The 12204-nt window shown below is 65.8% G+C and carries 10 protein-coding genes and 1 pseudogene; 3 read left to right on the top strand and 8 right to left on the bottom strand.

Annotated features, from left to right (window positions below):
- Position 1 precedes the first annotated feature (1 nt).
- The 8 genes from AX709_RS05735 to AX709_RS05700 form a co-directional block, all read right to left on the bottom strand.
- Positions 2-1261: a thiolase family protein gene (locus AX709_RS05735; RefSeq protein ID WP_082731261.1), complete on the bottom strand. Its 1260-nt coding sequence runs from the start codon at positions 1259-1261 to the stop codon at positions 2-4.
- Positions 1258-2064, bottom strand: a complete 807-nt coding sequence (locus AX709_RS05730; RefSeq protein WP_082731649.1) for an enoyl-CoA hydratase/isomerase family protein — start codon at positions 2062-2064, stop codon at positions 1258-1260. Before AX709_RS05730 ends, AX709_RS05735 begins: the two co-directional genes overlap by 4 nt.
- Before the next feature lie 133 nt (positions 2065-2197).
- Positions 2198-2593 carry an MAPEG family protein gene (locus tag AX709_RS05725; protein ID WP_066547769.1) on the bottom strand — a complete coding sequence of 132 codons (396 nt, stop codon included), beginning with the start codon at positions 2591-2593 and terminating at the stop codon, positions 2198-2200.
- Entirely contained in the window at positions 2583-3044 is a 462-nt protein-coding gene (locus AX709_RS05720) for a hypothetical protein (protein ID WP_066483148.1), read from the bottom strand. Before AX709_RS05720 ends, AX709_RS05725 begins: the two co-directional genes overlap by 11 nt.
- Positions 3045-3134: 90 nt before the next feature.
- A complete protein-coding gene (locus AX709_RS05715) occupies positions 3135-4241 on the bottom strand; it encodes an NAD(P)-dependent alcohol dehydrogenase (protein ID WP_066547765.1) in 1107 nt (368 codons plus the stop codon).
- Between the two features lie 18 nt (positions 4242-4259).
- Positions 4260-5717, bottom strand: a complete 1458-nt coding sequence (locus AX709_RS05710) for an aldehyde dehydrogenase (protein ID WP_066547762.1) — start codon at positions 5715-5717, stop codon at positions 4260-4262.
- Positions 5718-5747: 30 nt separating this feature from the next.
- Positions 5748-8408, bottom strand: a complete 2661-nt coding sequence (locus AX709_RS05705) for a TonB-dependent receptor (RefSeq protein WP_197432017.1) — start codon at positions 8406-8408, stop codon at positions 5748-5750.
- Positions 8409-8706: 298 nt separating this feature from the next.
- Positions 8707-9324 (bottom strand): TetR/AcrR family transcriptional regulator, encoded by a 618-nt coding sequence (locus tag AX709_RS05700; protein ID WP_066547752.1) that lies wholly within the window; start codon positions 9322-9324, stop codon positions 8707-8709.
- Positions 9325-9620: 296 nt separating this feature from the next.
- Between AX709_RS05700 and AX709_RS05695 the strand changes: the two genes are divergently transcribed.
- The 3 genes and pseudogenes from AX709_RS05695 to AX709_RS05685 form a co-directional block, all read left to right on the top strand.
- Positions 9621-10292, top strand: coding sequence for a Crp/Fnr family transcriptional regulator (locus tag AX709_RS05695; protein WP_066483159.1), 672 nt, complete (start codon positions 9621-9623; stop codon positions 10290-10292).
- 132 nt (positions 10293-10424) lie between these two features.
- The gene (locus AX709_RS05690; protein WP_082731645.1) at positions 10425-11969 is read left to right on the top strand and encodes a class I adenylate-forming enzyme family protein; all 1545 of its coding nucleotides are present in this window, start codon (positions 10425-10427) and stop codon (positions 11967-11969) included.
- A 31-nt stretch (positions 11970-12000) separates the two neighbouring features.
- A pseudogene (locus tag AX709_RS05685) lies at positions 12001-12204 on the top strand (hypothetical protein); the annotation flags it as partial.

The following is a 12204-nucleotide window of genomic DNA, read 5'->3' as shown; positions in this document are numbered from 1 at the left end:
GTCAAAGCCCCTTGGTTGGTGCGGAAAGGATGGTGACGGCACACACCGCTTCTTCGGCACCCAGGACGCCGCCGCCATTTTCGGCGATGCCGAACCGCGCCTGAGCAACCTGGCGTGCGCCCGCCTCACCGCGTAGCTGCGTTGCCAGCTCATAAATCTGGCCCAATCCGGTGGCCCCGATCGGATGCCCCTTTGCCTCGAGCCCGCCAGAGGGATTGACCGGGATGCGGCCGTCAATCCGTGTCGCGCCGCGCGCCGAATATGGCCCGCCCTCGCCGCGCGGGCAAAAGCCGAGATGCTCGATCTGCATGATTTCGCCGACCGCGGTCGCATCATGCACCTCCGCAAGCGACATGTCGCCCGGCCCCATGCCGGCGGCGGCGTAGGCGTCATGCGCGGTCAGCGCGGAGATATGCCGGTCGAGGTCGCGCGGATCGCGATCCACGCCGCTGCGCAGCGCCGTCCCCTCAATCGCCAGCGCCCGGCCGCAAAGCCCCCGCCGCCGTGCGACGGCGGGGGAACAGACGATCGCCGCGGCCGCCCCGTCGCTGACCGGCGCGCACATCGCCACCGTCAACGGATAGGTGACACCGCGCGCGTTCAGCACCTCCTCGACGGTCATGCCTCGCCGGTACTGAGCGTGCGGGTTCAGCACGCTGTTCTGGTGGTTCTTCGCGGCGACGGCGGCGATCTGTTCGATCGTGGTGCCATATTCGCGCATGTGCATCCGGCCCAACCCGGCATAGACATCCATGAACGGGCTGTATTGCGCCATGCCGGTGAAGTCGTCCGGCACCGTCACGCCATCGCCCAGCGCGGCCATATCGGCAATGGTCTGGTCGATGCGCGTCACGTCCATGCCGCCTTCGAACACGCCGGCCATTTTGCCGCGGTCCTCGAACACCATCTTCTCGACCCCGACCGCCAGCGCGATGTCGCATGCGCCGGCACGCACGGCCTTGGCCGCTTCGATCAGCGCGGTCGCCCCGGTCGCACAGGCGTTTTCGACATTGACGACGCCGATGCCCTCGAAGCCCAAATGGCGCAGCACCACCTGGCCGCGAATGCTGCCCTGGCCCTCGGTCGCGCCCTGGGTCGCGTTGCCGAAATAGACCATCTGGATGTCACCGATCGACAGCGCCGCATCCGCCAGCGCCAGCCGGATCGCCTCGCCTGCTAGATCGCGCACCGGGCGGGTAAGGTGCCGGCCGAACTCGGTCATGCCGACTCCGATGATCATCGGCTTTGACGCAGCGTTCATCGCGCAACTCGCCGATTTGCCGCGGCGTTGAACCGAGGTGCGCGCTTCTCGGCAAAGGCTTGCAGGCCTTCGGCAAAATCGTCCGAATCCAGATGCGCGGCGAACGCCTCATATTCGGCGTCCAGCATCGCCTCATCGCCCGCACAGCTTGCGTGGCGCGCCAACCGTTTGATCGCGGCGAGGGCCGTTGCGCTTTTTGATGCGACGTCGTGCTCGATGCGTGCGAGCAGCTCGGGAAAATCGGCGGCCGTGGCGATCTGCTGGATCAGGCCGAGTTCCATCATGCGCGCCGCCGGCACCAGCGCGCCCGTGCACAACAGGTGCATCGCGGCATGATAACCGATCCGCGTCGGCAGCAACGCGGCGCCGCCGGCACCCGGGAACATACCGAAATTGGCGTGCCCATCGCCGATCATCACGCCATCGACCGCAACGATGATGTCGCACGCAAGCGCCAGTTCCAATCCCCCCGCGATCGTCAGCCCGTTCAAGGCCGCGACCACCGGCTTGGGAAAGTTGCGGATGGCGTTGTAGACCCGGCCCGCGCGGTCAACGAACGCGGCGATGCCCTCCGGGCCCGCCTGCATCGCGTGGTGAAGGTCGGCACCCGCACAAAATGCGGCTCCGGCGCCGGTGATCGTGACCACCCGGACGGCGGGGTCTGTCGCTGCCGCGCGAAACGCCTGGTCGAGCAGGTCGAGCATCGCTTCATCGACGGCGTTGCGCCGCCCCGGGCGGTTGAGGGTAAGGCGCACGCCGCCGTCAAACTCGGTCACCAACACCGGGGGAGCAACGTCTGCCATGGTCACGCCTCCCTCCTCTACATCAGCACATTATATCTACCTAAGCATATAATTATGGTTCACTACAAGCATATTGTCGGCGCGTGTCGGGTTCAGCCTCTGCGGACGGATCAGCGCGCGGTGCGTGTCGGGATCAAGGGGCCAGCGGCAACTGGATGGCGATGGCAATTGTCGATCCGACCCCGACATAGAAGGCAGCCGACCGCAAAACGCGAACGCCCGCCAGATAGAGGGCCGCATGGGCAATCCGCGCCGCGAGGAATATCGCCGAGGCCTCGACCGTGACCGGATTGGAAATGCCGGCAAGCTGGGCGGCGACCACCACGGCCGCGAACGGAACCAGCGCCTCGATCAGATTATGGTGCGTTCGCACCGTGCGACCGACCAGCCCGGGCAGCGGCCCGTCGCCCTCACGATTATCACGCAACGCCGCACCGCCGAACCTGAAGAAATAGGCGACGATCGTCAGCAGCGACAGGCCGAGCGTCAGCAGCCCGGCCAGCGCCAGCATTTTGAGCTCAGTCGCCACGCTTGACGCTCGGCCGGAGCGACATGGCGACCGAGATGAACAGGCCCACGCCGATGCCCCACAGCAGCCAGCCGCCACCCAGCGCGACGATTGCGGGGTCCGGGCCGTAGATCGCCGACTGGAACCAGGCGATGGCGATGCCGTCGCAAAGGGTGGCAGTCGCGGAAACGATCGCGACCGGCACGACCGTCGCGGCCTTCGGATAGCCGACCGACCAGCGCGCGAGCAGCACCGCCGGCAGGATGAACGGAACCGCGAGGCCGTAAAGGAGCGGCAGCCACACCCCCTCGAACACACCCATCGGACCGAGATGCTTGATGAACAGTGCGGCGAGATACCATTCCACCACACCCTGGAACAGCAACACACAAGTCGCCACAGGCGTCAGCGCGAGGCCGCGCGCGTCCCAAACGCCGCCCCGGCCGGTCGTTTCCTTATCCTGCGTCTGCATCTGAACTCGCCCCCCAATAATGTAGCACACGCTACATAAAGCATCTGGCGGCGGTCATCAATGCATTCGGGCGATATCTCACCGCGCGGATCAGGCGGTGTCGAACAACAGGATCGGCTTGATCGCCGAGCCGTCGCACGATGCCGTGGCGGCAGCATTGATTTCGTGGAACGGAAAATGCGTGACCAGCCGTTCGACCGGGAAGCGTCCTGCCGCGTGCAGCGCGATCAGGCGCGGGATCAGCAGGTCGGGTTCGGCGATGCCGGTGGGAAAGCCGCGTACCGCCACCCCCATCAGGGCGAGCTGCAGATGGTCGAAGCGAACTTCCTGTCCCATCGGCCCGATGCCGAGCAAGCCGCAGGTGCCGCCCGCGCACAGGCAGTCCGCGGCTGCCCGGGCGACATCGGCAACGCCCGTTGCTTCGATGCTGAAATCGACCCCCGTCGGCACGATGGCGCGAACCGCCTGCGCCAGCGGCACATCGCCCGCCTGGACGACATGGGTCGCACCCAGCTCGCGCGCGAGCGCCAGTCGCTGCGCGTTGCGATCGATGGCGATGATCGTGGTGCAACCCACCGCGACCGCGGCCAGCAGCGCCGCAAGTCCCACTGCGCCGGCACCGAAAATAGCGATCGAGCTGCCGATTTCGGGCTTGAGCCCGTTGAGCACCGCGCCCGCGCCGGTCAGCGTGCCGCAGGCAAATGCCGGAGCCAGCCGCAGGTCGAACCCGGGATCGATCGGCGTCGCATTGCGCTCATGCGCCAGGGCGTGCGTGGCAAAGCTCGATTGCCCGAAGAAGCGCCCGTTCAGCCGTTCGCCCGCCGCGCACAGCCCCGTTGACCCGTCCGGTCGGCATCCGCCCAGATTGAGCCCGGTGATATGCACGCAGAAGTTCGATCGCCCGGCCGCGCATTCGCCGCACTGGCCGCAGCTCAACCGGCTGAGCACGACATGATCCCCGACGTTGAGCTTTGTCACCGCCGTGCCGACGGCCTCGACCACGCCGGCGCCCTCATGGCCCAGCACGATCGGCAGCGGGATTGGCAGGATCTGATCGCGCGCGCCGATGTCGGAATGGCAGATACCCGATGCGACCATGCGCACCAGGACTTCATTCGCCCGCGGCGCTTCCAGCTCGACCTGCTCGATCTGGAAGGGGGCCGATTTCGCGCGGGTGACTGCGGCCGTGATTTCCATGTGAAGAACCTTTCCCGCTCAGGGCGCGCCGACCTGCGGACAGATCACCACCTGCGTTTCAAGATATTCGTCGAGCCCTTCCGGCCCGAGTTCGCGGCCGACCCCCGATTGGCCGAACCCGCCGAACGGCACGTTCGCATGCAGCCCCAGCGACGCGTTGACATATACCGATCCGACGCGAAGCCGGCGCGCGAGCGCGGTGCCGCGCGCGTGATCGGCGGTCCAGACCGAACTCGACAATCCAAATTCGGTATCCTGCGCAATCGCGATTGCTTCGGCTTCGCTGTCATAGGGGATCACGCAAATGGCCGGGCCGAAAATCTCCTCACGCGCGATCCGCATGGCGTTGGTCGCCCGGGCATAGACGGTCGGCTCGACGAAATAACCGACGTCGCGATCGCGAACCCTGCCGCCGCCGGTCGCGACGACCGCGCCTTCGCGTGACGCGATGTCGCTGTACGCGAGCACCCGGTCGCGATGCGCGGCGTTGATCATCGGCCCCAATGCCGTCGCCGGATCGTCGGGATCGCCGATCGGCAACGCCCGCGCGCCGGCGACCAGCAGCTCGACGATTTCATCATGGCGACGGCGGGGTACCAGGACACGGCGCTGCGCGATGCACGCCTCGCCATTGTTGAGCGCCAGCCCGGTTACGGTCAGGCCCGCCGCCAGCAACTCAGCGGGCGCGTCATCGAGCACGATCGCCGCGGCATTGCCGCCGAGTTCAAGTGCGTAACGCCGCATCGCCGGCGCACAGGCGGCAGCGATCGACTGCCCAACCCGGGTGCTGCCGGTAAACGCGACCATGTCGATATCCGGGTGCGCGCACAGATGCGCACTGCCGGGGGTGTCGGCGACCACCAGGTTGAACACGCCGGCCGGCAGGCCCGCGGCTGCAAAGGCTTCGGCAACCAGAAATGCGTGCAGCGGGGTTTCCGGCGATGGCTTGAACACGACCGAACATCCCGCCGCCAGCGCGGGCCCGATCTTGCTGAAGGCGGCGAGCAAGGGCACGTTCCACGGCGCGATCGCCGCGACGACCCCGACCGGCAGCCGCTGCACCGTCGCGGTTCCGCCCGGAATCGCGCGGTCTTCGACAAAGGCGGTCGTGCGGATCAGATCGGCGTAATAGCGAATGAACCCGATCGCGTGATCGACATGCAGGATGGGGACGATCTGTCGTGGCAGCCCGGTTTCGGCGATCAGCAGATCGGCGATGGCGTCGCGCCGATCCACCAATTCGTCGCAGACGCGGTCAAGCGCGGCTGCACGCTCGACGGCCGGCAGCATCCGCCACGCGCCACTGTCGAAGCTCCGTCGGGCGGCGGCAACGGCACGATCCACGTCGCGCGCGTCGCCGATCGCAACCGATCCGACCGGCCTTTCGGTCGCCGGATTGATGACGTCAATACAGTTCGTCTCGACCGCATCCGCCCACGCGCCGTCAACATAGAACTGCGTGCAATCGCGCGTCATTCTCTGCCCCTCCGACCCATCGGTCCCACCTCACATTTTCGCCACGACGCGAAGGCCGTAGAAACGCGGCGGCGACGGGTAATTGGCGAAACTGGAGCCTTGTTCGGGAACCGGCAGCGCGGTGATGTTGAAATAGGTGTCGAAGAGATTCTCGACATACCCCTCGACGGTGTATTTGCCGTCGTTGAAGCTGACCCCGGCGCGCAGATTGACGATCACGAAGTCGCCGTTGCGCGTGAAGGGCCGCGCGGCCAGATCGTTGAGCGGGAACGTCTCGCTTTGATAGCGCGCATCGATATGGGCGAGGCCGTCGATGCCGTCGGCGATCGGCGGCGTCCAGGTCACCGACCCTGTGATCGTGTGTTCGGGGGTATTGGCCCCCTGCTGCCCGTCGTCGGGACCCGCCCGGGGATCGGTGACCTCGGAGTCGATATAGGTGTAGCCTGCCTCGATGTTCAGGTCCGGCGTCACCCGGACCGAGCTCTCAAGCTCGATGCCCTGCGAGATGAACTGCGCATAGTTCAGCACGACGAAGTTGCTGCCCAGAAAGCGGTTCGACTGATAACCGGCAAAATCCTGGTAGAACAATGTCGCGTTCAGCCGGACGCGCTGCCCGATCGTCGTCTTGACCCCGACTTCATAGGCGTTGACGGTTTCATTGCCGAACTCGAGATCCGTGGCCTGCGGTCCGTTCCCGCCCAGAAAGACCGAGTCGTAACTGCCGCGATCGAGATTATAGCCGCCGGATTTGTAGCCCCGGTCATAGCCGCCATAGAGCAGCACGTCGTCGGTCAGCTTGAACGACAGCTTCGCGGTTCCCGTGAACTCGTTTTCCGTCCGGCTGTCCGACCGCACGCCGTTGAATTCCGAGTTGATGACCGGATTGCACCCAAGCAGATAGGCGGGCGCAAACAGGCCGAGCGGATTGGTCGCCGACTGGGCGACCGAAATCAGCGCGGCACGGTATGCCGCCCCGCGCGGGTCGGTGCGCTGCAGGAAATCGCAGGTCGGCGTCACCGCGTTCTGGTTCGCGTTCAGCGTCTTGCGCTCGTAATTGTAGCGCAGGCCCAGGGTCAGCGACAGCCGGTCGGTCAACTCGATGATATTGTGGGTGAACACCGCAAAGGCATCGGTATTGACGCGATAGGCTTCGCTTTGGTGGCCCGAACCCGATGGATTTCCCGGCACCGGGCTGTTGAACAGGTTGAACAGCACCGGATCGGCCAATGCCTGCGCGCGCAGCGCGGGGTTGGACGCCAGCGCGACTTGCCCGAACAGCGGCACTGTCGGGCCCAATGTGCCGTGCAGCTGCAGGCCGTTGGGCAGGGTCGCGGGATTGCGGGTCAGGCCGTTGATGATCGTGTCGACATATTGGTTGGCCTGCGCGCCGAGCTGAATGCGGTCGTTCACGAACAGCCGCTCGTTCAGGTAAAACGCACCGACCAGCCAGTCGAGCTTGTCGTCGAACGCAGACCCGCGCAGGCGGACCTCCTGGGTGAAATCCGAAAGGCCCGTCTGGTAACCGTCACGATAGGCGCGGTCGATGCCGCTGAAATCGATGTCCTGACCGCGCCGCGCTTCCCAGTCGCGATAAGCGGTGATCGAACTGATCGCGACGCTTCCAAGATCCCAGGTCAACTCACCCGACACGCCCCATTCATCGACCTGTTCCAACAGGCTGCGCCCGGGCGAGACCGCCATCAGCCGGCTGCCGCGCTCATAGGCCGGCAGACCGATGCGGCCCGGCACCCCGTTGAGCGCCGGCGTGCTGGCTATGGGATTGAGCGATGACGTGGCGATACGCCCGATGATCGCATTGGTATTGTCCAACGGCAGGCTCAGGCCGCTGAGCGTGTTGATCGCGCCACAGCATCGCTCGTCGGTGGCGGCATAGTCGGCGATCAGCCTGAAGGTGACGTCGCTGGTGTCATACAGGGCCTGCGCACGCAGGAAATAGCGGTCGATATTGTTGATGTCGTTGCCGCTGTTGACGTCGGTGATGAAGCCGTCGCGGCGGTGATAACCGCCGTCGAACCGCAACGCCACCTGCTGCGACACCGGGCCGGTGACCCCCGCCTTGATTTCCACCTCGTCGAAATTGCCGTAGCTGGCATCGACATAGCCGCCCAGATCGAAGGCCGGACCGGCCGTGACGATATTGAGTGCGCCGGCCGAGGTATTGCGCCCGAACAGGGTGCCTTGCGGCCCGCGCAGCACCTCGACACGATCGAGCGGCGGCAGTTCGGAAAGCGCCGACCCGGCGCGCGCGCGAAACACGCCGTCGACGAACACGCCGACCGCAGGCTCGAACCCCGGATTGTCCCCGGCGGTGCCGATGCCGCGAATAGTCAGGACGACGCCGGTGGCCGAGGACTGGCCGGTGGTCGTCTTGAGCGACGGCGCGAGCTGCTGGATGCCGCGGATGTCGACGACGCCGGCATTGACGATCTGATCGCCGCTGACCACGTTCACCGCGACCGGAATTTCCTGCACCGCTTGCTGTCGGCCGGTGGCAGTGACGACGATCTCTTCGATGTTACCCTCGTCTTCGGCAGCAGGCGGCGTGTCCTGGGCGAGCGCGCCGGTCGACCATCCCAGTGCCGCCAGCCCGAGCGTCGAAAGCAACCAGGTGCGCGACCGACGGCGACGCGAGTCGCCCAAATGGAAATGACGGCGGCTTGCTGCGGTCATGATCGTAATCCCCTCTTGCATATCGTTTTCTGTTTGCTGCTGTTTTTGAGGAATGGCGGATCGGCACCTCCGGCAATTGCATGCGGATCGGCCCCTGCCGTCGTCGCGCTTTCCCTCCCTGGCGCGGCACATCTCGGTGCGTCCGCGCAGATAAAGCTTAACCCAGCTCTATTATTTAAGCTATCAATATTTTGTCGCGCGGATGCCCGTCAGTCGGCACGCGTGAACACACCACGCGCGTGGCGCGCCGCGCGCTTTATCCGGGTTGGAACGTGATTGGGCGGCAGCGGGGCCGGCGTCAGCCGGCCTGCGCGGTACCGAACAGGGCGGATGCCAGCCAGCGAAGCTGCTGGAACATCGTGGCCAGTGCGGCTTCCTTGTCGTGATGCGAGATGCCGATATAGGCGTAAAAGCCCGCTTTTCCGATGGCGTAGAACGCTCTGCCCAGCTCGTGCGGCGTCGCCGTCAGGGCGGGCCCGACGGCCACGATGTCACCGCGTTCCCGCGCGATCATCTCGCCGATCCGCACGGTCAGGTGATCCTCCACCACCAGCCACCGCTTCACGAACGTCTCAGGCGCCAGCAGCACTTCGGCAACGACATGCCGCCACAGCACGGGCTCGATATGGCTGATGGCTGAAAAGGCCTGTTCGAACGTGCCGACGATCTGATCCTCGAGCGTGCCGCGAAGCGGCATTTTCGTGACCGTGTCAGCCAGATCGCGGGCTTCGGCTTCAAACAGCGAAAAAAGCAACTCGGACTTGGTTGGAAAATAATTGTAGACGGTGCCGACCGACACATCGGCGGCAAGCGCGATATCGTCGAACAGCACCGACGCATAGCCGTGGCGCACAAACAGGCTTTTCGCACATCGCATGATTTCCTGGCGGCGTTGCGCCTTCTTGCGCTCCCTCATCCCGCCGCTTTGCATACGCACGCTGGTTTTCCCCGTCCGACTACCCGGTGCTGCCGTTTCGCCGCGCCTGACCGCGCAGACTGTGCCATTTGCGCCGCCGCGTGCAACGCGTGCAACCCCTTTTCAATCCTGGGTCGACGTCCGGTCCGGCGGCGGCCGGTTCGACCGGTGTCCAACCATCCTCTGGCCACCCAGGACATTTTCGCGCGATGGACGCGGGACGTGAATGTCGTATCGGTTTGCGCCGGTGGCCTGCGGCCGACCTTCGCAGGACAAGGGAGCGTGATTGCGGGGCCATGATGAAACCGGGCTTCAACTGGCTATCCGAGCTTTCGCCGATGGCTGCAAGCGCGGTCACTGACGCGGCCCAGACCCGCACGCTTGCGCCTGCGACAATGCTGTATCAGCAGGGCGACCACACCCGCGAATTCTTCCAGATCGTCTCGGGCGAAGTCCGCCAGTTCCTGCTGAACGAGGATGGGCGCGAGGTGCTGCTCTACATCAACCGCGCCGGCGACGTCGTGGCGGACAGCTCGGCGCTCGACGGTGAGCCCTATCCCGTGTTCATCGAAACCCGCGGCGAAACCGTGTTGCGGGTCTGGTCGGTCGACACGCTCGCCCGGCTGCGTGCCGCATTTCCCGAAATCGACGCGGCGCTGGCACGACAAATGTCGAAACGGATGCGCGCCTTCCTGATGCTGATCGAGGAGCTTTGCACGTTGCCGATGCCGGCGCGGGTCGCCGGTCGCATCCTGGCGCTGGCTGAAGCAAGCGGGCAGACGCGGCTGCAGGTTTCCCAGGCCGACCTCGCAATGATGTCCGGCGTGACGCGGGCGAGCGTCAATGAAATCGTCGCCGCGCTTCGCGCACGCGGCCTGATTGCCACGCAATACGGCCGCGTGACCATTCTCGACCGGCCGGGGCTGGTCGCATTCCGGGCAAGTCATCGGCGCGCCACGTCACGCTGACGTGCCGGGCTGCCCCGCGGGCTCCGGAAATTTTCCAACTTTGTCGTCTGGCCGACAGTCGTATCGCCGGAAAAAGGGTCTCATCCGTTCGGGCCGCGCCGTCAGAGCCAAAAAGCGGTCCGGAGACGGATCATGGCACAGGCAACGCTTGCCGGGTTGGGTCGCGCCGAGGCGCAGCAGGACCCTGCACGTAACGCACTGATCGATGCTGCCGGCGCCCTCAGCTACGCCGAGCTTGACCGGCGCGCCAACCAGGTCGCCGCCGCCCTCGTCGCTGCCGGAGTCCAGCCGGCCGATCGCATCGCCATCCTTGCCGACAGTTCGGCGCAATTCTACGAAATCTGTATCGGCGCGGCGCGGGCGGGGGTGGTGCCGGTGCCGATCAATGCCCGGCTGTCGCTGACGGAGGTGGCGGCGATCATCGCGGATTGCGACGCGCGCTGCCTGTTCTTCGATGCCCGCTTCGCGCCGATCGCGACAGCACTGCAGGCCGATCACGGCTTTGCATGCGTCATTGAAACCGGCGCGGCGCTGGCGGCGTGGCGTGCACCTCACGCGCCGGTTGACCCAGGCGGCGGCGGCGATGCCGACGCCGTCTGCGTTCAGCTTTATACCAGCGGGACCAGCGGCGTCGCCAAGGGCGTACAGCTAACCAACCGCAACCTGTTTGCCTTCGGCGCTGCGGGCGCCGCCGACGCCGACTCGCCATGGGACGCGGTCACCGGCGACACCGTGTCGCTCGTGACCCTGCCGCATGGCCATATCGCCGGGCTTGGCCTCGTCCTGCTCGGGCTGGCACGCGGGGCCTGCCACATCCTCCTGCGCGAATTCAGCCCCGCCGAGGTCGGTCGCGCGCTCGACGTGCATCGTCCCGACTTCATCCTGGTCGTGCCGGCCATGATCCCGCTGCTGCTGGCGCTTGAAGCGGAGACGCCCGGACGCACGGCGTGCCTGCGCGCGCTCACTTATGCCGGTGCGCCGATCCCCGCCGAACTGCTGGCCCGGACGATCGTGGAATTGCCCCATCTGCGACTGACCCAGCTCTATGGTCTCACGGAGACGAGCGGACCGATCACCTGGCTGCGGCCGGAGGATCATCGTGATCCGACATTGCTTGGCTCGTGCGGCCGACCCGTGCCGGGCGCGGAACTGATCGTCGCAGACTCGCGCGGCGATCCGTGCGCCGACGGGGTGGTGGGCGAGTTCTGGTGCCGTTCGGCCCAGGTCATGCGCGGCTATTGGCGGCGCGACGACGAGAACGCCGCTGTCCTGACCAATGGGTGGTTCCGCACCGGCGATGTCGGATTGCGCGACGCACGCGGCTATTTCTTCATCGTCGACCGCAAACGCGACATGATCATCTCGGGCGGCGAGAACATCTATCCTGGCGAAATCGAGCACGTGTTGCGCGACCATCCCGCGATCGCCGACGCGGCGGTGTTCGGCGTCCCCGACACCCGTTGGGGCGAAGCAGTACGTGCCGCGATCGTCACACGGCCAGGCGCCAGCATCACGTTCGACGGCCTGATCGACTTTCTCCGCCCGCGCCTGGCCGGTTTCAAACTGCCCAAGGCGATCGACATCGTCGCCGACCTGCCACGCAATCCGACGGGCAAAATCCTCCGCCGCCAACTCCGCGAGCCGTTCTGGCGCGGGATGGAACGGCAGGTTTCATGACGTCGTCCCCTTCAACGCCAGGAGCAATCTGATGACCGTAAAGTTCGAAATGGACGGTGCGCTCGCCATCGCCACGTTCAGCGACCCGCCGATGAACCTGTTCGCACTCGAAGGGCTGGAGGGGTTTGAAGCCGCAATCAATTCGGCCCTGGATGCCAAGGCGCGCGCGTTCCTGACGCTGGCGGAAGGCGATCATTTCTGCGCCGGCGCCGACGTGGTGCGAAACTTCGTCGGC

The sequence above is a fragment of the Sphingomonas sp. CCH15-F11 genome (assembly GCF_001557005.1).
In the GTDB taxonomy this organism is placed as follows: Bacteria; Pseudomonadota; Alphaproteobacteria; order Sphingomonadales; family Sphingomonadaceae; genus Sphingomonas.
The sequence above is the reverse complement of the archived record's forward strand: the minus strand, read 5'-3'. Positions and strand labels throughout refer to the sequence as shown.